Here is a 24,548-nt window from a genome sequence, read left to right as displayed (position 1 = left end):
GTCTGGCGGGAAACTAGCGTCTTACTGACATGAAGCGGCGCTTTGGTGAAACTATGACAATCACCGCGAGAGCCTGAAAGATCAGACGCCTCAGTCCGGGCTCCTGGCTCCGGGCGCGAGCCAAGGGGCCATCTGGGCCAGCATCTGGGGCGTCGGCTTGCGGGGACGGCCATCCAGCGAGATGCAGACCGCCACCCCTGCTGACTGGCAGATCAGTTCGTCGCCGCGTGTGACCTTCTGGCTCACGAACAGGCGCGGGCCCTTGACGCTGTCAAAGGTGGTGCGGACCAGCAGGGCATCATCGATCCGGGCCGAACGCTTGAAGTCCAGCTCCATGCGGATGATCGCAAACGCCGTATCGGCCTCAGCCAGTTCGGTATGCGAGATCCCGATCAGCCGGAAGAAGTCGCTCCGCCCGCGCTCGAAATAGCGCAGATAGTTGGCGTGATAGACGATGCCGGAAAAGTCGGTGTCCTCGTAATAGATCCGCACGGGCAGCTGATGCTCGCGGCCTTCGAAGACGCCGGCGGTAGGGTCGATCATCGGGCAGGCTCATCCTCTTTGGCGGGTTCGGCCAGCACCAGACCCAGGGACAGACCCCAGGCCAGAACCGGCCCGGCCCCATAGCCCAGCACAGGCGCAGGATAGTTGCCAAACAGATTGCCGGCGATCCAGCCCGTCCAGAGGGCCGCCAGGGCCAGGGCTTCGGCGCGGCGTTCGGATCGGCTGAAGGCGACCAGCAGGAACGGCGCGGGCAGGCTGAACATCAGGATGGCGGCCAGGGCACCGGTCACCGGACTGGCCTCGAAGCCGGCGCGGATCAGGCCCTCGACATAGGGCACGGCCGGCAGGGTGTCTGGCTCGGTCCAGGCGGCATAGGCGAACACGGCGGCGACCACGACCACGGCCCAGGGGACCATCTGGCGCGGACGCCGGACCAGGGTCGCCGCGCCGAGGGCCAGGGCCCAGGCCAGGGACGAGGCCGCGTCGTGCTGGTAGAGCAGCGCAAAGCTCAGGGCGGCGGCCAGGGGCGCAACACGGCGGTCCTCAAAACCGCGCGCGAAGGCCCACGCGGCGACCGGCAGGGCCAGGGAGGCGGTGTGCAGCTGCACCGGCCCCAGGGCCAGCCAGCGCCGCGCGCCCTCCAGGGTGACGCCGGACATCAGGGTCCAGACCAGGGCCAGGGCACAGGCTGCCACCAGAAGCCAGTAGCGCCAGCCCGCCTTGCGCCAGAAGCGTGTGACGACCACGGCCAGTCCCATGGCGACGACAGCGGCCAGGGTCTGCAGGAGCAGCGCATTGCGGCCGGCACCTGCCGCCGCGATCGCCATCAGGGATACGCCAAGACAGGCTGCCGCCTGGATCGCCGCCAGAAACCGTATGGCCTTCACGCCCTACTCCTCGCCAAACAGCCCCGCCTGGCCCGGAGCCGGCGGGGGAGCCTTCAGCCCCAGATGGAGATAGGCCTTGCCGCAGGCCACCCGGCCGCGCGGGGTGCGCTGGATGAAGCCCTGCTGCATCAGATAGGGCTCGATGACGTCTTCCACCGCGTCACGGGCTTCGGCAATGGCATAGGCGATGGTCTCGACCCCGGCCGGGCCACCGCCATAGTGCTCGATCAGGGCGCGCAGATAGCGGCGGTCGAGACTGTCGAGGCCGACCTCGTCGACCTCCAGCCGCGCCAGGGCCATGCCCGCCGCCTTGCGGTCGATGACGGTCGCGCCGTCGGCCTCGGCAAAGTCACGGACCCGGCGCAGCAGGCGGCCGGCCACCCGCGGCGTGCCGCGGGCCCGGGCGGCAATCTCGGCGGCACCGTCTTCCGACAGCGGCGCGCCCATCTTGCGGGCCGCGCCCAGCAGAACGTGTTTCAGCTCGGCGTGGGTATAGAATTCCAGCCGGATCGGGATGCCGAAACGGTCGCGAAGCGGCGTCGCCAGCATGCCCGCCCGGGTCGTGGCCGCCACCAGGGTGAAGGGCGCCAGGTCGATGCGGATCGACCGGGCTGAAGGTCCTTCCCCGATCACCAGGTCCAGCACATGGTCCTCCATGGCCGGATAGAGGATCTCCTCGACGTTCGACGACAGGCGGTGGATCTCGTCGATGAACAGGACGTCGTTGGCTTCCAGATTGGTCAGGATCGCCGCCAGGTCGCCGGGCTTGTTGAGGACCGGGCCCGATGTGGCGCGAAAATTGACGCCCAGTTCGCGGGCGACGATCTGGGCCAGGGTGGTCTTGCCCAGGCCCGGCGGGCCGAACAGCAGCACATGGTCCAGGGCCTCGCCCCGGCCCTTGGCGGCCTCGATGAAGATCCGCAGATTGCCCTTGGCCTGCTCCTGACCGACGAACTCGGCCAGGGTCTGGGGCCGCAGCGCCTTGTCGGCCGCAAACGGCGTCGCTTCGTGCGGCTCGGCTTCGCCGGAGATGATGCGGGTCACGCCTTCACCCCACCTTCGCGCTTCGCGTTCATCGGCCCAGCTCCTGCAGCCCGGCCTTGATCAGCTGCTGCACCGTGGCCTCTTCGCCCAGCCTGGCCGCTGCGGCCTCGACCACGCGGCGGGCATTCACCTCGGCCACGCCCAGACCCATAAGGGCCGCGACCGCGTCGCCGGTGGGGGCGGGTTTGGCCTTGACGGGCGCGGAGGTTGAGGCCGGCGCGGTCATCAGGACCGGACCGTCGGTAATCGGCTTGTCCTTCAGCTCGGTGACGATCCGCAGGGCCAGCTTGGGGCCGACGCCCGAGGCGCGACCGACAGCGGCCTTGTCGTCGCGCGCCACGGCGCTGGCCAGTTCGGCCGGCGACAGGACGTCGAGCACCGCCATGGCGGCCTTGGGTCCGACGCCCTGGATGGCCTGCAGCAGCACAAAGGCCCGGCGATCCTCGCGGGTGCCGAAGCCATAGAGCCGCAGGCCGGCGCTCTCGCTCCACTGGCTCTCGATATGCAGCAGGGTCTCCTCGCCAAGGGCCGGCAGGCGCGACAGGGTGCGCGAGCCGCAGCGGACGACATAGCCGACGCCCATGACGTCGATCAGGGCCTCTTCCTCGCCGACCTCGGCGACAGCCCCGCGCAGTCTTCCAATCATAGCTTTTTGGCGATCATGCGACCCTCCGGTTGGCGACGCGCAGATTGGCGTGGGTGATGGCGACGGCCAGGGCGTCGGCGCAGTCGGCCGTGGTCTTGCCGGCCGTCGGCAGCAGGCGGGCGATCATGAAGCCGATCTGGGGCTTGTCGGCCGCCCCGGTGCCGACCACCGCCTTCTTGACCAGGCGGGTGGAGTATTCAGCGACCGGCAGGCCGGCCCGGGCCGGGGCGATCAGAGCCGCGGCGCGGGCATGGCCCAGTTTCAGCGTCGACTGGGCATTGGTGTTGAGAAACACCTCCTCAACCGCCGCCTCGTCGGGGCGATGGGCCTCGATCACCGCGCTGATGCCCTCGAACAGATGCAACAGACGCTGGGCGAAGTCGGCCTTCTCGTCGGGCACGATCACCCCGTGGGCGACATGGCTCATGCGCGAGCCCTCGACGGTGACCACGCCCCAGCCGGTGCGGCGCAGGCCGGGGTCGAGCCCCAGGATCCGGATCGGGATGCGATTCATGTTCATCATGTGTTCTCGCAACATCGCCTGTTCCGCCTCCGAGGAAAAGCCCCTCTATTGCTAACGCGCCCTTAACGGCGGCCCTTGCGCCCAGGCCCGGCACGGGCTCTGTTTGGCAAAAGCGCCTAGGGAGATAAGTTGATGCGTTTGGCGGGATGGATGACGACGGCGGCCATGCTGGTCTTGCCGGTAATGGGGCCGGCCGTGGCGAGCGCGCAAACGCCCCCTGCTCCGGCGACACCCCGCCCCGACCAGCTGGCCTTCCGGGCGCTCTACAAGGAACTGGTCGAGATCAATACCACCCTGTCGGTCGGCAGTTGCACCGCCGCCGCCGAAGCCATGGGCACGCGCCTGAAGGCCGCCGGCTATCCCGACAGCGACGTCCAGGTGGTGGTCCATCCGAAATATCCTCGCGAGGGATCGCTGGTCGCAGTGCTGAAGGGGTCCGATCCCAAGGCCAAGGCCATCCTGCTGCTGGCCCATATCGACGTGGTCGAGGCCAATCGCGCCGACTGGACCCGCGACCCGTTCGTGCTGGTCGAGGAGAACGGCTATTTCTACGGGCGCGGCACCTCCGACGACAAGGCCCAGGCCGCCATCTGGGCCGACAGCCTGGTTCGCCTCAAGCAGTCGGGCTTCAAGCCCAAGCGCGACATCAAGATGGCCCTGACCTGCGGCGAGGAGAGCGAGGGCTATAACGGCATCGAGGACCTGCTGAAGACCCACCGCCCGCTGGTCGACGCCGAGTTCGCCCTCAACGAAGGCGCCGACGGCCTGCTGGACGAGCAGGGCCGGGAAGTGGTGCTCGAGGTCCAGGCCGGCGAAAAGGTCTACCAGGACTTCACCCTGACCGTGACCAATCCGGGCGGCCATTCCAGCCGGCCCCATGGCGCCAATGCCATCTATCAGCTGTCGGCGGCCCTGGACCGGATCGGTGCCTATCAGTTCCCGCCCCGCTTCATCGATGCGACCCGGGGCTATTTCACCCAGATGCAGCCGCGGGTTCCCGCCGATCAGGCGGCGGCCATGAAGGCCCTGGTGGCCAATGTCGAGGATCCGGCCGCCCTGAAGGTCATCACCGCCGATCCGATGTGGAACTCGATGCTGCGCACGACCTGCGTGGCGACCCTGGTCAGCGCCGGCCATGCGCCCAATGCCCTGCCGCAGCGCGCCACCGCCAACGTCAATTGCCGCATCCTGCCCGGCACGCCGGTCGAGGAGGTCAAGGCCAAGCTGGCGGAACTGTCAGCTGATCCGGCCGTCGCAGTCACCCTGGCCCACCCGTCCAAGGCCGCCTCACCGCCGCCGGCCCTGACCCCGGCCATCATGGGTCCGATCACCAAACAGGCCGCCAAACAGTGGCCCGGCGTGCCGATCGTGCCGATCCTGCTGACCGGGGCCACCGACGGGGTGCACACCAATGCCGCCGGCATTCCGACCTATGGCGTTACCGGCCTGTTCGGCGGCTCGGACGGCGACGGCATTCACGGCCTAAATGAGCGGATGCGGGTCAAGTCGCTATATGACGGCCGCGACTTCCTGTTCGGCCTGATCAAGGACTATGCGGGCGGGAAGTAGCCGCTCCGGAACAAAGCCCTCTCCCCTTGCGGGAGAGGCTGGCCCGCGGCAGCGGGTCGGGTGAGGGGTCGCACCGCCCGTTCGGCCGGGTCTTTCAACCCCTCATCCGGCGCTTCGCGCCACCTTCACCCGCCAGGGGAGAAGGATCAGACCGCCGCCTTCGCCCCGAACAGCGTCGCCACAATCAGCGCCTCGACCGCCTCGGCATCGACAGCCACGCAGATCTCGGCATTGGGTTCGCCATCGATGCGGTCGATCCGGCCCTGACGCATGCCGTCGACCGAAACCCGCAGTCGGGCCGGCTCGAAGGTGAAGGCCTCGGGCGCAACCAGGCTGGCGGCGGCCACGGCATCATGCGGATGGCAGGCCCCTTCCGTCCCCCAGGCCTGGGCGTGGAAGTCGAGATAGGCCCCGGCCGCCCGCAGCAGACGCGCCGACAGCGGCGATCCGCAGGCGGCGGAGCCCGCCTCCAGCGCCGCCCGGGTCAGGGTGATCCGACTTGAAACATCCATCGGCATCAGCCGCGGGCGGACCCCGGCCTCCAGCACACGCTGCAGGGCCTCGGGATCGCTCCAGCTGTTGAAATCAGCCCCACCGGCGGCCTTGCCCTCGACGGCAAAGGCCCCGGCCATGACCGTGGGTCGCCAGTCGCGAAAGGCGATGGGATCGTCCAGCAGGCCCTGGGCCAGATTGGTCAGGGGCCCCAAGAACAGGCCGGTGATCCGGCGGCGGGCCACGAAGGCCAGCAGGCTGACCCCATGGCCGCGATCGAGTTCCGGCAGTTTCCAGCGCTGCGAGAACCCGGCCCCGTTCAGGCCGTCGGCCCCATGCGCCGGCCGCATGCGCTCGACGCGGCGCTTGGCCAGGCCCGACCCGGCCCCGATATAGACCTCGGCTCCGCAACCGGCGAGGCGCAGCACGCCCCGGGCATTGGCGGCCGCCTGGTCGACATAGGTATTGCCGAACACCGCCGAGACCGAGCCCACCTCGATCGCGTCGCGGGCCCGCGCCAGCATGGCCAGGGCCAGGGCATCGTCCACGCCGCAGTCAGTGTCGATATGAACGCGCAGGGTCATGCGCCCACTGTAGCCGAGCGGATGCGACAGGGAGAAGACGCCTTGGACACGACGTCACACCGAGTGCGCGTCAGGCTTTCAAATTCACCTGACGCGCTCTCAATGGACCCCGTCGAGCCCGATTGCCCCGGTTGGAGGGGGCCATCTAGGCGTGAGGGTTTCTAGCCCAGCTTGGCCAGGTCTTCGTCGCTGATCTCTTCGTTCGAATAGACGTTCTGGACGTCATCATCGTCGTTGAGCATGTCCAGCAGCTTCATCAGGGTGGCGACACTGTCGCCGGCCACCGGAACCTGCATCTTGGGACGCCAGGCGATCTTGGTGTTGGAGGCCGCGCCGAACCGGGCTTCCAGGGCGGCGGCCACCTCATTGAGGCTTTCGAAGGCGGTATAGACGGTATGGCCTTCGCCCTCCTCGTCCATGTCCGACTCGACGTCATCGGCGCCGGCCTCGATGGCGGCTTCCATCATGGCGTCTTCGCTGGCGGCCTTGGCCGGATAGCCGATCTGGCCGACATGGTCGAAGTTGAAGGTCACCGAGCCGGTGGCCCCCATATTGCCGCCCAGCTTGGTGAAGTAGGAACGGACATTGGCGGCGGCGCGGTTGCGGTTGTCGGTCAGCACCTCGACGATGATGCCCACGCCGCCGGCGGCGACGCCTTCGTAGCGGATCTCGGTATAGTCGGCGGCATCGCCCATCTGCGACTTCTTGATCGCGCGGTCGATGACGTCCTTGGGCAGGCTTTCGGCCTTGGCGTTGTTCACGGCCAGGCGCAGGCGCGGGTTCATGTTCGGGTCAGGCAGGCCCGCCTTGGCGGCCACGGTAATTTCCCGCGACAGCTTGGAGAACAGCTTGGAGCGCGCAGCATCGGCGCGGCCCTTGCGGTGCATGATATTCTTGAATTTCGAGTGGCCGGCCATTCGGGGGCTCTATCTCTGGTCTGATGATGGAGTTTGGGCGCGCTTCTAGCCCCTGCAGCGGGGTTTTGTCACTCAAATCTAGGACCTCTCCCAGAGGGAGAGGAGGGGCCCATGGCGAAGCCATGGGAGGTGAGGGGTTACGCTTTCAGCCGGAGTGTCGCGCAGATGGCGTCGGCAACCCCGCCGGGGTCGGTCAGGACAAGCTCGTTGTCGAAGCGCAGAACGCGGAAGCCGCAGCGTTCGAGCACCACGGTCCGCAGAGCATCGTGCACGACCCGCTCCTCGTGCGATGCGCCATCCAACTCCACGATCAGGCTCGCCTCGCGACACAGGAAGTCCGCGAAGTAGCGATCAACCGGAACCTGGCGACGGAACTTGAAGCCGTTCAGGCGGCGGCCTCGAACGATAGCCCAGAGCTTGGACTCCGCGAGAGTCTGGCTGCGGCGGAGGCGACGGGCGTTACTGACGGGATCCATGAGCGCGGTCATGAAATCAACTTCCACGCGCATCAATGCCAGAAACGCGCGTTTCGCTGTTGGCGCCGTAACCCCTCACCTCCCACCGCTTCGCGGCGGGTCCCTCCTCTCCCTCTGGGAGAGGATTTTATACGGTGGGCACCGTCGCCTTCAGCCGACCGCCCACCCGGATCGGTTCGACGCGGAGGGCCAGGCCGGTGCGGTCATCGGTCTCGACGAAGACGCCGCAGACCGTGGCCGGACCCGAGGCGGGCGTATAGCGGCCGCCGCTGATCTTGGTGGTGAAGCGCCGCAGGGGCTCTTCCTTCTGATTGCCGATCACGCTGTCGTAGTCGGCGCAGGCCCCGGCATCGGTCTGGTAGGCGGTGCCGCCCGGCAGGATCTGGGCGTCGGCGGTCGGCACATGGGTATGGGTGCCGACCACCAGCGAGGCGCGGCCGTCGCAATAGTGGCCCATGGCCATCTTCTCGGAGGTGGCCTCGCAGTGCATGTCGACCACCACCGCATCGGCCACCTGGCCCAGCGGGGCCTTGTCCAGCTCGCGGTCGGCGGCGGCGAAGGGATCGTCCATGGCGTCCATGTGGACGCGGCCCAGGAGGTTGATGACCATGATGGTGCGGCCACGCTCGGTCTGGAACAGGTGACTGCCCCGTCCGGGCGCGTCTGACAGGATCGGATAGTTGGCAGGCCGGATCAGCCGGGGTTCGCGGACGATGTAGGTCAGGGCCTCGCGCTGGTCCCAGCTGTGATTGCCCAGGGTCAGGCAGTCGGCCCCGGCCTCGAACAGCTCGCGGGCGGTGTTCTCGGTGATGCCGAAGCCGGCGGCGGCGTTCTCGGCATTGATGATCACGAACTCGAGGTCGAGGTCACGTCGCAGGGCGGGCAGATGATCGGCCAGACCGTCGCGGCCCGACTTGCCGACGACATCGCCGAAGAAAGCAAAACGCATAGAGATTCCTTGGTGCGGCTCTGCGTGAGCCTCAGACTTTCACGGCGATATACTCCTTTTCCGTGAGAATGGCGTCCAGCGCTTGATCATGGGGTTCATGCGGCAAATTCGCCGTCTCCTGGCCGCTATAGGCCAGGCCCAGGGCGAACACATCGCGCCGCGCCTTCAGGCCCTCCAGCGCCCGATCATAATAGCCGCCGCCCTGTCCCAGCCGCCGTCCCTGGCGGTCAAAGGCCAGCAACGGCACGACAACGAGGTCCGGCTCGACCACCGCCTGATCGCGGCCCGGGGCCTGCAGCCCGATCGTGTCGCGAACCAGAGGCCGGGCCCGGTCCCAGATCCGGAAGACCATGCGACCGGCCTCGCCCTCGACCGAGGGCAGGGCCAGGGTCCAGCCGGCTTCGGCCAGACTGTCGGCCAGGGCATGGGTCGAGAGCTCCGAGCCCAGGCCCTGATAGAGCGCAGCGACCTGGCCGCCGGCCTGTGGAAAGCGGGCGGCCAGGGGCGCGCGCCCGACCTCGGCAGCCATCCAGGCGGCCTGGGGGAGCTCCCGGGCCAGGATCTTGCGCCGGGTCCGGACAAACATCCGCAGGGCGGCCTTGGCAGAGGCGGGATCAGCGAGGCTCAAGACGGATCAGACGGATCAGACGGATCAGACGCCCGATAGGTCAGCCAGACCACCCCGAGCAGAAGCAGGATCAGGGCGCACTGCACCCAAAGCCGCAGATCATCGGCGATCCGGGCCGTGCCGATCATCGCGATGAAAAACAGGACGGTGACCAACCAGCCCTGCCATCCGGTCGGGCGCGGGCCGCCCCCGAAGGGCTTGGGTCCAAACCAGCCGGATTTCATGATCGCCTCGGCGAGCAGGGAACGGGGTGGCGGCGCCATGAAGAACCGTGAAGACGTTTCAATCCACTCGAACCTGTTAGTTACAGGTGGGCCCCGTGTTCCCGCAGCCACGGCCACGGGAGGGAACAGGTCCCGATAGAGAGATTAAGGTCCCTGGGAATAGAAATCTTCGACGAGGGCCACAGCAGACCCGCCGTCAATGAAGATAGGCGTTCAGTGAGCCAGGCGCCAGCGTTGCGGTGTCGCGGAGGGCGAATAGTGCGAACTTGCCCCCTCCGCGCCTTCGGCGCTCCTCCCCCGTAGGGGGAAGATGAGATCAGCGTGCTTCATCTTTCCCCTACGGGGGAGGACGACCGCGAAGCGGTCAGGAGGGGGCGAGTTACTCCGCCGCCAGCTTCTCGATGCGCTCGGCTGCGGCGTCAATGGCGCGGATGGCGGCGATTTCGATGCGGCTGGCTTCGCGGTTCTGCTCGGTCTGCAGGCGCGACAGTTCGCTCTGGGCATGGGCCAGGCGCAACTTCAGGTCGCTGAGCTCATCGGCCAGCAGCAGGGCCCCCATCAGGAACAGCCGGGTCTCGCCCAGTTGGCCGACATCCTGGCTGACCTGCCGCACCTGTCGATCGAACAGGCGGGCGATCTCCAGCAGGTGCGGCTCCTGGCCGTCCTCGCAACCGACCGTATAGGGACGACCGTTCACCTGGATGGTCAGTTGGGCCATGAGTTGGCCTCCTCGGGCTCGTCGAACAGCTCGTCGGCCTCGCGGCGGGTCACAAAGCCCGGCTCGATGTCGGCATCGAGATGGTCGTCATTGACCGGTCCCGCAACGCGCCCCTCATCGCCGAGCGCCGCCCGGATTTCCGCAATGGCGCGGCCCAGGGCGATCGAGGCCTGGGCCCCGGCGTCCTCGAGGGCCCGCTCGCGTTCGCGCGCGGCATCCAGCTCGGCCTTCAGGCGCGCGGCCTCGGAGTCGATCGGCGCAACGGCCATGTCGGCTGCCGTCCGGGAGGTACGCGCGGCCAGCCGCTGCTCGAGCTGGACCACGGCCCGCTCCAGTCGGCGCACGGCCAGGTCGAGGGCGCTCGTTTCGCCCAGGGTCATCGGCGGGTTCCAATCATGCGGTGCAACATATAGATCAGCACCATCTTCGCCACCCGCTGCGGCGACATTAGGGTGATGAAATCGCCCTTGGCCGTAATCCGTCATGCGTTGTTACCGGCACCGGACTTGACTTCCCGGCGTGCGCCCGCAAAACGCGCTGCAAATTCAAGGAACGCTGGTCGCCTCTGGCTCGCGTCCGATCGTTAGGAGAAAGATCCCCATGGCTCTTCGCGTCGCCATCAACGGCTTCGGCCGTATCGGCCGCCTTGTCCTGCGCTCCATCGTCGAGCACGGCCGCACCGACATCGAAGTCGTGGCGATCAACGATCTGGGCCCGGTCGAGACCAACGCCCACCTGCTGCGCTACGACAGCGTGCACGGCCGGTTCCCGGGCGTCGTCACCTCGGGCGAGGACTGGATCGATGTCGGCACCGGCAAGATCAAGGTCACCGCGATCCGCAACCCGGCCGAACTGCCCCACGCCGAGCTGAAGGTCGACATCGCCTTCGAGTGCACCGGCCTCTTCACCACCAAGGAAAAGGCCAGCGCCCACCTGACCGCCGGCGCCAAGCGCGTGCTGGTCAGCGCCCCCTGCGACGGCGCCGACCAGACCATCGTCTACAAGGTCAATGACAACGTGCTGAGCGCCGCCGACCTGGTGGTCTCCAACGGCTCGTGCACCACCAACTGCCTGGCTCCGATCGCCAAGGTCATCCACGACCTGGTCGGCATCGAGCGCGGCTACATGACCACCATCCACTCCTACACCGGCGACCAGCCGACCCTGGATACGATGCACAAGGATCTGTATCGCGGCCGGGCCGCCGCCCTGTCGATGATCCCGACCTCGACCGGCGCCGCCAAGGCCCTGGGGCTGGTCCTGCCGGCCCTGAAGGGCAAGCTGGACGGCTCGTCGATCCGCGTCCCGACCCCCAATGTCTCGGTTGTCGACCTGAAGTTCGTGCCCTCGCGCGACACCACCGTCGAAGAGCTGAACAGCGCCCTGAAGGCCGCCGCCGCCGGTCCGCTGAAGGGCGTGCTGGGCGTCACCGACGAGGCCCTGGTCTCGACCGACTTCAACCACATCGCCGAAAGCTCGACGGCAGCCCTGGCCCAGACCCAGGTGATCGAAGGCAAGCTGGGCCGCGTGCTCAGCTGGTACGACAACGAATGGGGTTTCGCGACCCGCATGAGCGACACTGCGCTCGTGATGGCGAAGTTCCTCTAAGACCTGCCAGACCCCCGTCCCTCTCCGAGGGGCGGGGGTTTTGCTTGGCTCGCTCCGGCGGGTCCGCCCTCGTCCTTCGACAGGCTCAGGATGAGGGCTAGTGTACCGCCTGCTCCAGGATCCTCATCCTGAGCCTGTCGAAGGACGAGGATCCCAGCACCGACGTCAGGACTCCAATGCCCTTCCGCACCCTCGACACCGCCGATCTCGCCGGCAAGACCGCCCTGGTCCGCGTGGACTTCAACGTGCCCGTCGAGGGCGGCAAGATCACCGATGACACCCGCCTGCGCTCGGCCCTGCCGACCATCCAGTACCTGACCGGCAAGGGTGCCAAGGTGGCGCTGCTGGCCCACTTCGACCGGCCCAAGGGCAAGGTGGTTCCCGAGATGAGCCTGGGCTTCGTGGCCGAGCCCCTGGCCGCCCTGCTGGGCGCCCCGGTGACCTTCGCGGCTGACTGCATCGGCGACGCGGCCGCTGACGCCATCGCCGCCCTGCCGGCCGGCGGCGTCACCCTGCTGGAAAATGTCCGCTTCCACGCGGGCGAGGAAAAGAACGATCCGGCCTTTGCCGCCGAACTCGCCAAGCTGGGCGACGTCTATGTTAATGACGCCTTCAGCGCCGCCCATCGCGCCCATGCCTCGACCGAAGCCCTGGCCCGCGCCCTGCCGGCCTATCCGGGCCTGGCCATGCAGCGCGAACTGGAGGCGCTGGACTCGGCCCTCGGCAATCCGCAGAAGCCGGTGATCGGCATTGTCGGCGGCTCCAAGGTCTCGACCAAGCTCGACCTGCTCAACAACCTGGTCGCCAAGCTGGACCGCCTGGCCATCGGCGGCGGCATGGCCAACACCTTCCTCTTTGCCCAGGGCCACGATGTCGGCGGCTCGCTCTGCGAGAAGGACCTGGCTGACACCGCCCGCCAGATCATCGAAAAGGCCAAGGCCGCCGGCTGCGAACTGCTGTTGCCGGTCGACGTGGTGGTGGCCAAGAAGGTCGCCCCGGGCGTCGACGCCGAGACCCGCAGCCTTTCCGATGTGCAGCCCGATGACCTGATCCTCGACGCCGGCCCTGAGACCGCCAAGCGCCTGCTGGCGGCCATGGATGCCAGCAAGACCCTGATCTGGAACGGCCCGCTGGGCGTGTTCGAGGTGCCGCCGTTCGACGAAGCGACCGTTGCGGCGGCGAAACATGCCGCTCAGCTGGCAAAATCGGGTAAGATCGTGGCCGTGGCCGGCGGCGGTGATACGGTGTCGGCGCTGAATCACGCCGGTGTCGTGGGCGATATGACCTTCGTCTCGACTGCCGGCGGCGCATTTCTTGAGTGGATGGAGGGCAAGGACCTGCCCGGTGTCTCGGCTTTGAACACCTAGGGTTCCAGATTTCTATCGGCGCAGGCTACCGCGAGGGGCCTGCGCTTACGACCGGACGACCCGGGCAGAGAACGCAAAAGCGTCACGGCCCCAAAAACAAGAAACGACCAAAAACCTTTCAAGCTTGCAGGAGAGATATCACGTGGCGAGGATCACGCTTAGGCAGTTGCTGGACCATGCGGCGGAGCATGAGTACGGGCTGCCGGCCTTCAATATCAACAATATGGAACAGGGTCTGGCGATCATGGAGGCGGCCGACGCCGTCAACTCGCCGGTCATCATCCAGGCTTCGCGCGGCGCGCGGTCCTATGCCAACGACATCATGCTGGCCCGCATGATCGACGCCCTGGCCGAGATCTATCCCCATATTCCGGTGTGCATGCACCAGGACCACGGCAACGGCCCGGCGACCTGCGCCACGGCGATCCAGTACGGCTTCACCTCGGTGATGATGGACGGCTCGCTGATGGAAGACGCCAAGACCCCGGCCTCCTACGAGTACAATGTCGAGGTCACCCGCAAGGTGGTCCAGATGGCCCACAGCTGCGGCGTGTCGGTCGAGGGCGAACTGGGCGTGCTCGGGTCGCTCGAGAGCGGCATGGGAGAGGCCGAAGACGGCCACGGCTTCGAGGGCGTGCTGAGCCACGATGAGCTGCTGACCGATCCCGACCAGGCGGTCGACTTCGTCGGCCAGACCGGCGTCGACGCCCTGGCCATCGCCATGGGCACCAGCCACGGTGCCTACAAGTTCACGCGCAAGCCGGACGGCGACGTCCTGGCCATGAACGTGATCGAGGAAATCCACCGCCGCCTGCCCAACACCCACCTGGTGATGCACGGATCCAGCTCGGTGCCGCAGGACCTGCAGGACATCATCAACCAGTACGGCGGCGAGATGCCCCAGACCTGGGGCGTGCCGGTCGAAGAGATCCAGCGCGGCATCAAGCACGGCGTCCGAAAGATCAATGTCGATACCGACAACCGGATGGCCATGACCGGCGCGATCCGCAAGATCCTCGCCGAGAAGCCCGGCGAGTTCGATCCGCGCGCCTATCTGAAGCCGGCCAAGGAAGCCATGCGCAAGGTCTGTCAGGCCCGCTTCGTCGAGTTTGGCTCGGCCGGCCACGCCGACAAGATCAAGGCGCTGTCGACCGCGACCATGGCCAGGCGCTATGCCTCGGGCGAACTGCACGCCAAGTTCGGCGCCTCGAGCGGCAAGGTCGCCGCCGAATAGGGCGACCGGTCAGTCGCAGAAACGAGGCCTCCCGGAGCGATCCCGGGGGGCCTTTTTTGTTCAGGCGGGATCGGCGAGCAGGGGATCCGTCTGCCGGCTTGTGTGGATCAGCTTGAGCCCGACCGCCCCGATCGCGCCGCACAGGGCCACGCCGAGGCTGAACCAGAGGGCGACAAACAGGAAGGTCGAGTCCTGGCAGTGAACGCCATAGATGCTGGCCGATACCGCCCCGCAGAACAGGCCGACGAACAGCCCCGTCAGGCCGGGCCGATCCAGCTCGACCCGCCTTAGCCCTACCCCGGCCACCAGCAGCATGGGAGCCGCAAGGACGACGACATAGGTCAGGCAATTTCGCGCTCCGGTCGGATCTAAGATGTGGACCATCATCACCCTGCCCAGGCCGGGAGCTTCCAGAGCGGCCGACAGGGCCATGGCCCCGAGCACGACGCCGCCCGTCAGCCAGGCTGGCCACAGCGACGCACCCGGTCGGGCCGCAGCGGTCGCGGCCACAAGGGCGATGGCCGAGAGCACCACCGTGTAGAGCGCCTTGATCCAGAAGAACGGCTGAGCGATCGCAACCAAGAAATCCGGCCGCAGCTTCAGCCAGAACATCACCAGCAGAAGGGCCGCCAGGGCCCCGGCCGCACCGACTTCCAGAAGCCGAAGATGAAGCGTCCCCGTCGACCATGCAGGGGTGACCTGCAGCGTCTCGACCCCGGGGATGAGGAGGTCGTCTAGCATTACGGGCGACCCTCCCCACAAGGCGTCAAGACCGGCTCTGAAAGCCACGCCTGCGTCTTTCGCGCGGAGAGGCCTCATCACTTGATGAGCTGCTCCCGCGGTTGTCAACCGCTGTTCTGGGAACCGCAACCGGACGGGATCAGGGAACCGGACGAGGTCGCACCCCTGCTTACCAGCGCAGCATCCAGCGCCCGATTACCGCACCAAGGACCGCGCAGCCCAGCACACCCAGGCTGTACCAGAGCCCGACAAAGACAAAGGTGCTTTCGGCGCAATGCAGGCCATAGACCGTTGCCGCGACGCCGCCGGCCAGGGCTCCGGTCGCGAAACCGGCCTCAAGGGCCCGGGTCGGGGCCAGGCCGCGCAGGACCCAGAGGCCCAGCAGGGTGGTCGGCGCGCCCAGCACCAGGATGTTCAGGGAACAGCGGGTCCAGGACCTGCCGCGCATCAGGGCCATCGGATCCTCCGCCAGCCCGGCCTGGACCAGCGCCGCCAGTCCGAAGGCGATCAGGACGATCAGGCCCAGCAGCAAGCCCCGGCGGGGCGATCCGGTCGGCCGCGCCAGGCGCTCGACCGCCAGGAACCCGGCCAGGCCCAGAGCGCCGGTGTAACCCGCCTTCAGCCAGAAGAAGCTGCCATGCATGACCTGCATCAGGTCCGGACGGACCTTCAGCCAGGCCAGGACGCCAAAGAGGGCCAGAAGCGCGCCAAGGCCTGCCAGCAGGCCGAAACGTCCCGCCGGCGGAGCGCCGGGCGGCGGTCCGGCATCGGCGGCCAGGGCGTCGATCAGGTCATCGGTCCGCATGGCGCATCCTTTCGGCGAGAGCCTTCAGGGCCCGATGCAGGGCGACCTTGGCCGCGCCCTCGGAAATACCCGCCCGCGCACCGGCCTCGGCCAGGCTCAGGCCGGCCAGCTTGACGTCGCTGACCAGAATACGCTGGCGGTCGGGGAGGCTGGCCAGGGCGCGATCGAGCTCCAGCCCGACACCCGGGTCATGCTCTTCAGCGGCCAGAAATTCGGTGTGGTCTTCCAGCGGCAGGGTGTGGCGGATCTTGCGACGCCGCCAGTGGTCGATCAGCTTGTAGCGCGCCACGGCATGCGCCCAGGCGGTGAACGACTGGGAGCTGTCCCAGGTCGCCCGCTTGATGTGCACCGCCAAGAGCGTCTCCTGCACCAGATCCTCCACATCACCGGGCGCACCGGACATCCGGCGCGCAAAATAGGCGCGCAAACGAACGCCCAGCAGGGCCAGACACTCGCGATAGGCCGGGGCATCGCCCTCAAGCCCGCGCAGCATCAGAGCCTTCAGTCGGGTCTCGGTGTCCGTCACGCAGTCCCCTATTCGCGCGCCATGGCCAAAGGGTTACACGGCCCGCCCACGCATCGGAACCCATCCGTCACGGTCGGAAAAATTTTGTTCGACGAGCGATGTAACCTTCGCCGGCTGCCGGCCGTATTCCCCCATGACCGACCAGCAGGGACGGTCACAGACACCCTCTCAAGGAGCCAGTCCCATGAACCGCACCACCGCAACCGCCGCCTTCGCCGCCGTTCTCGCCCTCTCGGCCGGCGCTGCCATGGCCGCCGACGATATGGCCGCCAAGAAGCCCGCCATGGAAAAGTGCTACGGCGTGTCCAAGGCCGCCGAAAATGACTGCAAGGCCGGCGCGGGCACCTCGTGCGCCGGCACCTCCAAGGTCGACTACCAGGGCGACGCCTGGAAGCACGTGGCCAAGGGCACCTGCACCACCATCAAGACTCCCAAGGGCATGGGCTCGCTGACGCCGAAGACGATGTAATTCGGCAAACCGGCTACCTGCCCCCTCCCCGCCGGCACCCGCCTCCCCTTTCCGGGAAGATACAAGCGAAGCGGTCAGGAGGGGGCAGGCGATCGTCCTACCTCAAGAGACACACCATGACCCCCGCCGCCGGCCTTGGCCTGAAACCCCAGCACTATGCCGAGGCCCTGGCGGCGACGGACCAGGGCCTGTGGTTCGAGGTCCATCCGGAAAACTACATGTCGGCGGGCGGACCCAGGCTCTCGGCCCTGGCGGAGATCCGCCAGAACCATCCCCTGTCGCTGCATGGCGTCGGCCTGTCCCTGGCCGCTGATGCCGATCCGGACCCTGAACATCTGTCCGCCCTGCGGAAACTGGTCGACCGCTTTGAGCCCTTTTTGGTCTCCGAGCACCTGGCCTGGTCGAGCCACCGCGGCATCCACCAGCCGGACCTCCTGCCCTTTCCCCGCACCCACGTCGCCCTGGCCCGCATCGCCGGCAATATCAGCCGCATGCAGGATGCCCTCGGCCGCAGGGTGCTGATCGAAAACCCCTCGCTCTATCTGCCCCTGACGGGTCACGACCTGGACGAGACCGATTTCCTCGCAACCCTGGTCAGCCGAACCGGCTGCGGCCTGCTGGTCGACGTCAACAACATCTTCGTCAGTGCCAGCAACCTCGGCTACGGGGCCGAAGCCTATCTCGACGCCCTGCCCGCCGCGGCGATCGGTGAGGTCCACCTCGCCGGCCACGGTCCTGACGAGGGCGGTTCGGGCCTGCTGATCGACACCCACGGCGCGCCGGTCGCCGAGCCCGTGTGGACGCTGTTTGAGCGCCTGATCGACCGGATCGGGCCGCGCCCCACCCTGATCGAACGCGATGACGACCTGCCTGCCTTCGCCGTGCTGATGGCCGAGCGGGACCGGGCCCAGAGCCTGCTCGAAGCCGGAGCCTCGGCCCATGTCTGAGCTGCAGGCCTTTCAGGACGCCTTCGTGGCAGCGCTCAACGGTTCCACCTCGGATCTGGACTCTTGGCTGCAGGGCCAGGCCGCCGGCGAGCCGGGCCTTTCGGTCTATCGCAACACGATCGCCCGGGGCTGTGTCGACGCCCTGGCCGCCAATTTCCCCTCGGTGCTGGCCCTGGTCGGCGAGGACTGGTTTCGCGCCGCCGCCGCCCGGTTCGCCCGCGAGGCCCCGCCCGCCCGCGCCGCCCTGCTCGACTATGGCGAGGCCTTCCCGGCCTGGCTGGACCGCTTTCCGCCGGCCCAGGACCTGCCCTATCTGAGCGGCGTCGCCCATCTGGACCGGCTGTGGACCGAGGCCCTGTTCGCCGCCGAGGCCCCGCACCTTTCGGCTCAGGCCTTTGCGACCCTCTCGCCCGAGGCTCTGGCCGGGGCCCGCGTGGCCCTGCATCCCGGCGTTCGCTTCGCCGCCTTCGAGGCGGGCCTGCCCAGCCTGTGGCAGGCCGTTCGCGAGGGCTCCGAGGATCTGGACCTTTCCGACACACCCGAAGGCCTGCTGGTCTACCGGCGCGACGGGTCCGTGATCTGGCGCGTCGTCGGCCCTGCCGATTGCGCCTTTCTCGCCGCATGCCGGCGGGACCAGACCCTGGCCGAGGCCATCGGCCTGGCGGCAGAGGCTGATCCCCAGGCTGACCTGCAAACCCTCTTTTCCGCCCTGATCGCCGACGGCGTCTTCAGGGACCTAAAGACCGGAACCTGACCATGACCCACGCCCTTCTGAAGCCTTTCGACCAGCTGGCCCAGATCGCCGGCAGGGTCCTGCCTGACGACGTCCTGACCCTGGTCGCCCGCCTGGGCGTGGCCGGCGTGTTCTGGCTCTCGGGTCGCACCAAGGTCGACGGCCTGCTGCACATCACCGACGGCACCTATTCCCTGTTCGCCGACGAATATGCCCTGCCCCTGATCCCGTCGGACATCGCTGCCCATCTGGCGACCTATTCGGAGCACCTGTTCTCGATCCTGCTGGTGCTGGGCCTGTTCACCAGACTGTCGGCCCTGGCCTTTCTGGGCATGACCCTGATCATCGAGATCTTCGTCTATCCCGATGCCTGGAGCACCCATCTGTCATGGGCGGGCCTCTTGCTGCTGATCCTCGCCAAGGGCGGCGGTCGGTTCAGCCTGGATCGCCTTTTGCGCGTTGCCTGAGGGCAACGCCCGCTCTGCGACAATAGGCCTCAGGTTGTCCTTCTGATTGAGAACTCTCGTTAAGCTTGTTTTATCTGCCTGTCGCCATCGTCCAGTAACACGGTTGGGCGAACGGGAGCGACAGTATGGGCTTTGCGACGACGAACGCGGAACTGACCTTCAATTTCGGAGAGGCCAACGTCCTGATCGTGGACGAGAATGCCGGTTTCATGGACGTCACCAGCCTGATGCTGTCCAGTTTCGGGTTCCGGAAACTGCACCGTTGTCCAAGCCTGGGCGAGAGCCATGCCTTCTGCCAGGACCTCGAAGCCGACCTGATCCTGGTCGATCCCTTTCCGCGGACCGAGGAGGGCCTGGCCCTGATCCGCGATCTGCGCGGACGCCAGCAGCCGACGGATCCGCCGCTGGTGGTGATCATCGTCACCGGCCACACGCCGCGCGACCTGATCCAGAAGGCCCGGGCGGTGGGGGCCGACTATGTGGTGGCCAAGCCCTTCTCACCGGCCACCCTGCTGGACCGCATTCTGTGGAGCGCGTCGCCGGCCACTGAACGCAGCCTGGGCGGGGAAAATCCGGGCCAGGCCGGCCACGCGGCGGAGACCGTCGATCCCCTGCAGCAAGCCGCCCAGGCCCTGCTGCAATGACCGCCTTGAGCCGTCTGACCCGCTATATTGACCTGCCGGACGGGCTGGACCCGCAAGAAGCCCTCTGCCGGGCCAATGACAGTCTCGAATCCCATCGGAGCTCGGCCCTGAAGGTGATCGATCAGGCGCTCGCCGAACTGGTCGAAGGGGGAAACCAGGCCTCTCTTGAGACCCTGGCGCGCCTTTCCGACAGTATCGGCGGCCTGGCCGGCATGTTCCAGATGGACGCCCTGGGCCAGGCCGCCAAGCGGCTCTGTGATATCGTTCGCCTGTTCCAGCTACGCGGAACCTCAGCGCCGGCCCTGATCGACCTGCATATCGCGGCCCTGCGCCTGGTCCGCAGTCATCCCGATTCGGCCCAGGCCACCGAACTGCTCCGGGGCCTGGACAGGATCGCCGCCCGCGAGGCCAGAGGCCCCGGAGCGGCGACCGTCTGAACCGGGCCGAGCCTGGCCTCACCAGCCGCGATAGATGGGCCTGAACCGGTGTTCGAGGGCGCTGACCTCACGCTCCGCATCGCGAATGGCCCAGTCGGCCCGGCGACCGTCCTCGATGGCGTCACGGCGCTCGCTGCGCAGGCGGTTCAGCCGATCGCGCAGTTCGCGCTTCTGCTCGTCGTTCAGGGCCGGGTTACGCAGTTCATCCTCGACGCCCCGCGCCTCACGATCGCGCTTTTCCGCGCGGCGGTCGGCACTGGCCCGATCCGATTCCGCTCGCCGCAGCCGTGACTCGGCCTCATGGATCAGGCGGCCGTCAGAATAGGCCACGACGAAGTCGCCGGCCGCCGGCTCGGGGCAGACCCCGGCATAGCTGTGACCCAGCCGCCCTTCCGTAAAGCCGCGTTCCGGGGTGCAGTAGAGCCTCAGGCCCTGGGCCCGGGCGGCGAAATAGGGTGCAGGGTCAGGAGCCACGCCGCTCTTGGCGCAGGCCTTGGCATGGTCGTCGAGACGGCTTTGCGGATGGCCGGCCTGACCATCCTTGAAGCCAAGGCCGGCCCAGTCGCCCTGCAGGCAGGCCTCCTGGCTGATGGTGGCGCAGCCCGCCAGGGCCAGGCTGCTGGCCGCAAGGGAAATCAACAGAAACGAACGCATGACAGACACTCTCCAGAACCTGGCCTGAAGCTAAGCCTTGGCCGCCTGAATGGTCGATGAACATGTTCGCGGGCGCGGAGAGAACGCGCAGGAACCGCGGAAATGCCGAAGGGCGGGGCTAGTGAAGGGTCTGGCCCTGTCCGGCGCCGCGTCCCCAGATCTGGGCGGACAGGGCATTGGCCACGCCCAGCCAGCCCAGGTCCGGACCTGTCCCGCCCCCCACCTTGCTGGCCTCGACCGCATAGGCCGTTGAGGCGGCCAGGGATGCGGTCGCCGCAGCGGCCTGGCCTCCCAGCCGCCTGGCCCCCAGGCCCAGCCACAGGGCATTGAAGCCCTGGGTCAGGCTCCAGAGGGTCAGGGCCCGCGTCCGGGCCGGACTGGCCGGGGCATTCCAGGTGCGCAGGCCGGACAGGGTCATGGCAATGAACAGGGGCGGCAGGAGCAGGCTGGTCAGGGGCTTGGGCTGATGGGCGACCGGTTCGTGCATCTCGGCGAACTCGACCGCGTACATGGCGTCGTCCAGGACCGCCTCATGTCGCCGGCCCATGGCGAGGGCCGCCAGGATCGCTCCGCCCGCCAGCAAGGCCCCAAGGGCGATCTGGGCGGCAGGATGGGCCTCGGTCTCGGCTTCAACCTCGAAGGCCTCGCGGCCCGGGCGCGTAGAGGGTTTGCGGTGTCTGCCGTTCAGGATGGTCATGCCCGGACTCCTCGCTAAGCTGGCGGTGTAACCGACTGGGACTGGCTTGGTTCCCGCCCTGACCTAGACATTTGCAAGATGGTTGCGTTTCGGGTCGTTTGCCAGCGCCGAGAGCACCCGGACGAACAAGAACCATGAGACTCAGTCTGCGCGACGCCCGTCCTGAAGAGATCGAAACCTTGCGCGCCATCGAGCGGGCCTCATCCCAGCGCTTCATCGGCCTGATGGAGGACCTGGCCGGCGATGAACCGTCATCGGCCGAGACGCTGGCAGCACGCATCGACGCCGAGGGCCTTCTGGTCGCCACGGACTCCGATGTGCCGATCGCTTTCGTGATGTTCCGGCCGGTCGAGGACGGGCTCTATATCGAGCAGATCGACGTCCTGCCGGCCTTCGCGGGCCAGAGACTTGGCGCGCGACTGCTGGACGCTGCTTCAGACAAGGCCCGGGTACGCGGGCTGAGGGTCCTGACCCTGTCAACCTTCCGCGACATTCCGTGGAATGCGCCCTGGTATCGACGCCTGGGGTTTGTCGATATCACCGAGGCCGACTTGACGCCGGGCCTGTTGGCCATCCGTCTGGCTCATGTGGCACGCGGGCTGGACGAGTCCGCCCGAACCTTCATGCGCCGTCCTGGTTAGCCCAGACCGCAGACCCTTCAGCGGTTGCGTGGCGTGCGCTTCAGGCTTTTGACCAGGACCGCCATGGCGGTCTGGTTGAGCAGCCCCGCCTCCCGGATCTCGTCCCGCGCCAGACAGGCGGAGGTCACCAGCACCCCGCCCGAGCCTGTGCGCTCCACAAAGCCGGACGCGGCCAGCTTGACCACATGGCGGCGGGTCGTCTCCACCGGCAGGCCTACGGCCCGGGACAGGGCCGAGACGCTGATCGGCCGGCGCAGGTCATCGGGAAAGAACTCGTCGGTGATCAGATCGACATAGTCGTCGCGTTCGCGCAGGTGTTCGGTGCCGGCCTGGGCCGCCGTGATGAACACCAGGGCCAGGCCCAGATCACCGTCGAACACATCGCTGAAGATCCGGATCAGACGCAGCGCATAGTCCGCGCCGAGGCTGAGCTGATGGCGATTGAGGAACGGCGTCGAGCTTCGTTTCATGACCCGCCAGGCGACTTCAAAGGTTAAGATTTCTGGAACCCGGAATTACTCAATTTGAGCAATAATCAGTTACGCCTTAACCGTTTGCTTACGTCAGCAATGTCCATTGGGTTAACAGAGTGGGGGCGTCAAGTTATGCAATTGCGGCTTTCTGGGGCGATGAACCTGTTCGGGGCCAGCCTGGCGGGCGGTCTGCTGGTTCTGGCGGCGGTATCCTGGTTCGCGATCGCGACCGTTAGTGTCGGTGGGCCGATCTACACCCGGATCGTGGCCGGCAAGGACCTGACCGCCGATATCCTGCCGCCGCCCCTCTACATTATTGACGGCTATCTGGACGCCAAGCTGACCTATGCCGCCGGCGGAACGGCGGATCTCGCGGCCGCGGCCAAGGAACTGGCCAAGCATCGCGCCGAATATGACGCCCGTTTGGCCTATTGGCGTGCAATCGATTTTGACCCCGAAGTGAAGTCGGTGCTGCTGGGCGAGTCGAACGATCAGGCCCAGATTGTCTGGAGCTCGGCTGACGCCATGGTCAAGGCCCTGTCGAGCGGTGACGCCGCCGCGGCGACCGCCCATGAGGCCCGCCTGACCAAGGCGTTCGAAGCGCACCGAGCTGTCATCGAACAGATCGTGCCCCTGATCGCCGCCGACAACCTCCGGATCGAGGCCGACTCCCATGCCGAACAGGTGAAGCAACTGGCGCTGATGGGTGGCCTCTGCGTGCTGATGGCGGCGATCATCGGCGGGGGCGTCTGGGCGATGCGGCGCAGGGTCGTGGCCCCGGTCCAGGCCATCACCCGCTATATGGGTGATCTTGCGGCAGGCGACTATGAACGCGCCGTTCCCTATGCCGGCCGTCAGGACGAACTGGGCGACATGGCCAAGTCGGTGGCCGTGTTCCGCGAAGGCGTTCTGGAGCGCCGGGCCCTGCGGCTGGAGCAGGATGCCGAGCGCCGCTCGATCGAGTCCGAGCGCCGGTCCAGCGAAGAACAGCGCCTCACGGCCGAGCAGCGTCGCGAAAGCGCCATGCAGAGCCTGGCCCAGGCGCTGGACCATCTGTCGGCCGGCGATGTCGCCTATCGGCTCGAGACCGCCTTCGCACCGGAATATGAGCGCCTGCGGGGCGACTTCAACGCCGCCGCCGAACAGCTGACCCAGACCCTGAGCCAGATCCGTGAGTCTTCCAGTGGGGTGGGTTCGGGCGCGGCCGAAATCGCCCAGGCCGCCGATGACCTGTCGCGCCGCACCGAGCAGCAGGCCGCCAGCCTGGAACAGACCGCTGCCGCCCTCGACGAGATCACCGCCACCGTGCGCCAGACCGCCGAGGGGGCCCGCAAGGCCAACGAGATCGTCGCCGACACCCGCCGCCAGGCCCAGTCGACCGAGCAGGCCGTCGGGGCCGCCGTGCGCGCGGTCGGCGAGATCGAGACCTCCTCGGCCCAGATCAGCCAGATCATCGGCGTCATCGACGAGATCGCCTTCCAGACCAATCTGCTGGCCCTCAATGCCGGGGTCGAAGCCGCCCGGGCCGGCGAGGCCGGTCGCGGTTTCGCCGTCGTCGCCCAGGAGGTGCGGGCCCTGGCCCAGCGTTCGGCCGAGGCTGCCAAGGAAATCAAGGGCCTGATCGGCACCGCCTCCAGCAAGGTCCAGGAAGGCGTCGGCCTCGTCGGTCAGACCGGCACGGCCCTAGCCGACATCCTCGAGCGCGTCGGCCAGATCGCGGCCCTGGTGGGCGAAATCTCGACCTCGGCCCAGGAGCAGTCGACCGGGCTCCATGAGGTCAACACGGCCGTCAACCGCATGGACGAAATGACCCAGCAGAACGCCGCCATGGTCGAGCAGACCACGGCTGCGGCCCATTCGCTGCGCAGCGAGTCAGGCCGGCTTGCCCAGCTCGTGGGACAGTTCAACCTGACCCCGGCGAGCCGGGCCCGCTCGGCGGCCTGA

31 protein-coding genes are annotated in these 24,548 nt (G+C 67.5%); 12 read left to right on the top strand and 19 right to left on the bottom strand.

Annotated elements, in window-relative coordinates:
• Positions 1 to 90: 90 nt before the first annotated feature.
• The 5 genes from ACW17U_RS01215 to ruvC are packed head-to-tail and all read right to left on the bottom strand — an operon-like array spanning position 91 to position 3,616.
• Positions 91 to 543, bottom strand: a complete 453-nt coding sequence (locus ACW17U_RS01215; protein WP_492054521.1) for a YbgC/FadM family acyl-CoA thioesterase — start codon at positions 541 to 543, stop codon at positions 91 to 93.
• Positions 540 to 1,391: an FtsW/RodA/SpoVE family cell cycle protein gene (locus tag ACW17U_RS01210; RefSeq protein WP_492054520.1), complete on the bottom strand. Its 852-nt coding sequence runs from the start codon at positions 1,389 to 1,391 to the stop codon at positions 540 to 542. Before ACW17U_RS01210 ends, ACW17U_RS01215 begins: the two co-directional genes overlap by 4 nt.
• A gap of 3 nt (positions 1,392 to 1,394) precedes the next feature.
• Positions 1,395 to 2,435, bottom strand: a complete 1,041-nt coding sequence (ruvB, locus tag ACW17U_RS01205; protein ID WP_062149412.1) for a Holliday junction branch migration DNA helicase RuvB — start codon at positions 2,433 to 2,435, stop codon at positions 1,395 to 1,397.
• A 28-nt stretch (positions 2,436 to 2,463) separates the two neighbouring features.
• Positions 2,464 to 3,081 carry a Holliday junction branch migration protein RuvA gene (gene ruvA, locus ACW17U_RS01200; RefSeq protein WP_492054519.1) on the bottom strand — a complete coding sequence of 206 codons (618 nt, stop codon included), beginning with the start codon at positions 3,079 to 3,081 and terminating at the stop codon, positions 2,464 to 2,466.
• A gap of 13 nt (positions 3,082 to 3,094) precedes the next feature.
• Positions 3,095 to 3,616: a crossover junction endodeoxyribonuclease RuvC gene (gene ruvC, locus ACW17U_RS01195; protein WP_492055771.1), complete on the bottom strand. Its 522-nt coding sequence runs from the start codon at positions 3,614 to 3,616 to the stop codon at positions 3,095 to 3,097.
• Between the two features lie 120 nt (positions 3,617 to 3,736).
• Here ruvC and ACW17U_RS01190 point away from each other — a divergent pair, with 120 nt between their 5' ends.
• Positions 3,737 to 5,173 carry a M20/M25/M40 family metallo-hydrolase gene (locus tag ACW17U_RS01190; RefSeq protein WP_492054518.1) on the top strand — a complete coding sequence of 479 codons (1,437 nt, stop codon included), beginning with the start codon at positions 3,737 to 3,739 and terminating at the stop codon, positions 5,171 to 5,173.
• 146 nt (positions 5,174 to 5,319) lie between these two features.
• Here the strand turns inward: ACW17U_RS01190 and ACW17U_RS01185 are convergent, their stop codons facing one another.
• The 8 genes from ACW17U_RS01185 to ACW17U_RS01150 form a co-directional block, all read right to left on the bottom strand.
• Positions 5,320 to 6,249: a nucleoside hydrolase gene (locus tag ACW17U_RS01185; RefSeq protein WP_492054517.1), complete on the bottom strand. Its 930-nt coding sequence runs from the start codon at positions 6,247 to 6,249 to the stop codon at positions 5,320 to 5,322.
• A 161-nt stretch (positions 6,250 to 6,410) separates the two neighbouring features.
• Complete coding sequence (locus ACW17U_RS01180) at positions 6,411 to 7,166, bottom strand: YebC/PmpR family DNA-binding transcriptional regulator (RefSeq protein WP_492054515.1); 756 nt, start codon at positions 7,164 to 7,166, stop codon at positions 6,411 to 6,413.
• Positions 7,167 to 7,303: 137 nt separating this feature from the next.
• Positions 7,304 to 7,654, bottom strand: a complete 351-nt coding sequence (locus ACW17U_RS01175) for an endonuclease domain-containing protein (protein ID WP_492054514.1) — start codon at positions 7,652 to 7,654, stop codon at positions 7,304 to 7,306.
• 115 nt (positions 7,655 to 7,769) lie between these two features.
• A complete protein-coding gene (locus ACW17U_RS01170; RefSeq protein ID WP_062149432.1) occupies positions 7,770 to 8,591 on the bottom strand; it encodes a TIGR00282 family metallophosphoesterase in 822 nt (273 codons plus the stop codon).
• 31 nt (positions 8,592 to 8,622) lie between these two features.
• On the bottom strand, positions 8,623 to 9,219 hold the full coding sequence (locus ACW17U_RS01165) for a 5-formyltetrahydrofolate cyclo-ligase (protein WP_492054513.1): 597 nt from the start codon (positions 9,217 to 9,219) through the stop codon (positions 8,623 to 8,625).
• A complete protein-coding gene (locus ACW17U_RS01160; RefSeq protein ID WP_492054512.1) occupies positions 9,216 to 9,482 on the bottom strand; it encodes a hypothetical protein in 267 nt (88 codons plus the stop codon). Before ACW17U_RS01160 ends, ACW17U_RS01165 begins: the two co-directional genes overlap by 4 nt.
• Before the next feature lie 340 nt (positions 9,483 to 9,822).
• A complete protein-coding gene (locus ACW17U_RS01155) occupies positions 9,823 to 10,161 on the bottom strand; it encodes a cell division protein ZapA (protein WP_062149441.1) in 339 nt (112 codons plus the stop codon).
• A complete protein-coding gene (locus tag ACW17U_RS01150; protein ID WP_492054511.1) occupies positions 10,149 to 10,541 on the bottom strand; it encodes a DUF4164 family protein in 393 nt (130 codons plus the stop codon). Before ACW17U_RS01150 ends, ACW17U_RS01155 begins: the two co-directional genes overlap by 13 nt.
• 220 nt (positions 10,542 to 10,761) lie before the next feature.
• Between ACW17U_RS01150 and gap the strand changes: the two genes are divergently transcribed.
• From gap to fba, 3 genes are all read left to right on the top strand, one after another.
• Complete coding sequence (gene gap, locus ACW17U_RS01145; RefSeq protein ID WP_492054510.1) at positions 10,762 to 11,769, top strand: type I glyceraldehyde-3-phosphate dehydrogenase; 1,008 nt, start codon at positions 10,762 to 10,764, stop codon at positions 11,767 to 11,769.
• Positions 11,770 to 11,945: 176 nt separating this feature from the next.
• The gene (locus tag ACW17U_RS01140; RefSeq protein ID WP_492054509.1) at positions 11,946 to 13,136 is read left to right on the top strand and encodes a phosphoglycerate kinase; all 1,191 of its coding nucleotides are present in this window, start codon (positions 11,946 to 11,948) and stop codon (positions 13,134 to 13,136) included.
• A gap of 142 nt (positions 13,137 to 13,278) precedes the next feature.
• Positions 13,279 to 14,370 carry a class II fructose-bisphosphate aldolase gene (gene fba, locus ACW17U_RS01135; protein ID WP_492054508.1) on the top strand — a complete coding sequence of 364 codons (1,092 nt, stop codon included), beginning with the start codon at positions 13,279 to 13,281 and terminating at the stop codon, positions 14,368 to 14,370.
• A 60-nt stretch (positions 14,371 to 14,430) separates the two neighbouring features.
• Here fba and ACW17U_RS01130 read toward each other — a convergent pair whose 3' ends face one another.
• The 3 genes from ACW17U_RS01130 to ACW17U_RS01120 form a co-directional block, all read right to left on the bottom strand.
• On the bottom strand, positions 14,431 to 15,111 hold the full coding sequence (locus ACW17U_RS01130; RefSeq protein ID WP_492054507.1) for an NrsF family protein: 681 nt from the start codon (positions 15,109 to 15,111) through the stop codon (positions 14,431 to 14,433).
• A 169-nt stretch (positions 15,112 to 15,280) separates the two neighbouring features.
• Complete coding sequence (locus tag ACW17U_RS01125; RefSeq protein ID WP_492054506.1) at positions 15,281 to 15,916, bottom strand: NrsF family protein; 636 nt, start codon at positions 15,914 to 15,916, stop codon at positions 15,281 to 15,283.
• A complete protein-coding gene (locus ACW17U_RS01120; RefSeq protein ID WP_062149461.1) occupies positions 15,903 to 16,442 on the bottom strand; it encodes a sigma-70 family RNA polymerase sigma factor in 540 nt (179 codons plus the stop codon). The genes ACW17U_RS01125 and ACW17U_RS01120 overlap by 14 nt, the downstream gene beginning before the upstream one ends.
• A gap of 184 nt (positions 16,443 to 16,626) precedes the next feature.
• On the opposite strand from ACW17U_RS01120, the gene ACW17U_RS01115 reads away from it, so the two are divergent.
• The 6 genes from ACW17U_RS01115 to ACW17U_RS01090 all read left to right on the top strand — a co-directional run bounded on the left by ACW17U_RS01115 (position 16,627) and on the right by ACW17U_RS01090 (position 20,139).
• A complete protein-coding gene (locus tag ACW17U_RS01115; RefSeq protein WP_062149464.1) occupies positions 16,627 to 16,911 on the top strand; it encodes a BufA1 family periplasmic bufferin-type metallophore in 285 nt (94 codons plus the stop codon).
• 116 nt (positions 16,912 to 17,027) lie between these two features.
• Positions 17,028 to 17,858, top strand: coding sequence for an MNIO family bufferin maturase (gene bufB / locus ACW17U_RS01110; protein ID WP_492054504.1), 831 nt, complete (start codon positions 17,028 to 17,030; stop codon positions 17,856 to 17,858).
• On the top strand, positions 17,851 to 18,612 hold the full coding sequence (locus ACW17U_RS01105; protein ID WP_492054503.1) for an HvfC/BufC family peptide modification chaperone: 762 nt from the start codon (positions 17,851 to 17,853) through the stop codon (positions 18,610 to 18,612). The genes bufB and ACW17U_RS01105 overlap by 8 nt, the downstream gene beginning before the upstream one ends.
• A gap of 2 nt (positions 18,613 to 18,614) precedes the next feature.
• Complete coding sequence (locus ACW17U_RS01100) at positions 18,615 to 19,058, top strand: DoxX family protein (RefSeq protein ID WP_492054502.1); 444 nt, start codon at positions 18,615 to 18,617, stop codon at positions 19,056 to 19,058.
• A 125-nt stretch (positions 19,059 to 19,183) separates the two neighbouring features.
• Positions 19,184 to 19,702: a response regulator gene (locus tag ACW17U_RS01095; RefSeq protein WP_062149477.1), complete on the top strand. Its 519-nt coding sequence runs from the start codon at positions 19,184 to 19,186 to the stop codon at positions 19,700 to 19,702.
• Positions 19,699 to 20,139: a chemotaxis protein CheE gene (locus ACW17U_RS01090; protein ID WP_492054501.1), complete on the top strand. Its 441-nt coding sequence runs from the start codon at positions 19,699 to 19,701 to the stop codon at positions 20,137 to 20,139. Before ACW17U_RS01095 ends, ACW17U_RS01090 begins: the two co-directional genes overlap by 4 nt.
• Positions 20,140 to 20,157: 18 nt before the next feature.
• On the opposite strand, the gene ACW17U_RS01085 is transcribed toward ACW17U_RS01090, so the two are convergent.
• Both ACW17U_RS01085 and ACW17U_RS01080 read right to left on the bottom strand, forming a co-directional pair.
• Entirely contained in the window at positions 20,158 to 20,793 is a 636-nt protein-coding gene (locus ACW17U_RS01085) for a DUF2799 domain-containing protein (RefSeq protein WP_492054500.1), read from the bottom strand.
• Positions 20,794 to 20,911: 118 nt separating this feature from the next.
• Complete coding sequence (locus tag ACW17U_RS01080; protein ID WP_492054499.1) at positions 20,912 to 21,490, bottom strand: TspO/MBR family protein; 579 nt, start codon at positions 21,488 to 21,490, stop codon at positions 20,912 to 20,914.
• A 134-nt stretch (positions 21,491 to 21,624) separates the two neighbouring features.
• Between ACW17U_RS01080 and ACW17U_RS01075 the strand changes: the two genes are divergently transcribed.
• A complete protein-coding gene (locus ACW17U_RS01075; protein WP_492054498.1) occupies positions 21,625 to 22,131 on the top strand; it encodes a GNAT family N-acetyltransferase in 507 nt (168 codons plus the stop codon).
• Positions 22,132 to 22,148: 17 nt separating this feature from the next.
• Here the strand turns inward: ACW17U_RS01075 and ACW17U_RS01070 are convergent, their stop codons facing one another.
• Positions 22,149 to 22,601: a hypothetical protein gene (locus ACW17U_RS01070; RefSeq protein WP_492054497.1), complete on the bottom strand. Its 453-nt coding sequence runs from the start codon at positions 22,599 to 22,601 to the stop codon at positions 22,149 to 22,151.
• Positions 22,602 to 22,736: 135 nt separating this feature from the next.
• Here ACW17U_RS01070 and ACW17U_RS01065 point away from each other — a divergent pair, with 135 nt between their 5' ends.
• Positions 22,737 to 24,548: a methyl-accepting chemotaxis protein gene (locus ACW17U_RS01065; protein WP_492054496.1), complete on the top strand. Its 1,812-nt coding sequence runs from the start codon at positions 22,737 to 22,739 to the stop codon at positions 24,546 to 24,548.

The sequence above is a fragment of the Caulobacter sp. AVps16 genome (assembly GCF_058681455.1).
The sequence above is the reverse complement of the archived record's forward strand: the minus strand, read 5'-3'. Positions and strand labels throughout refer to the sequence as shown.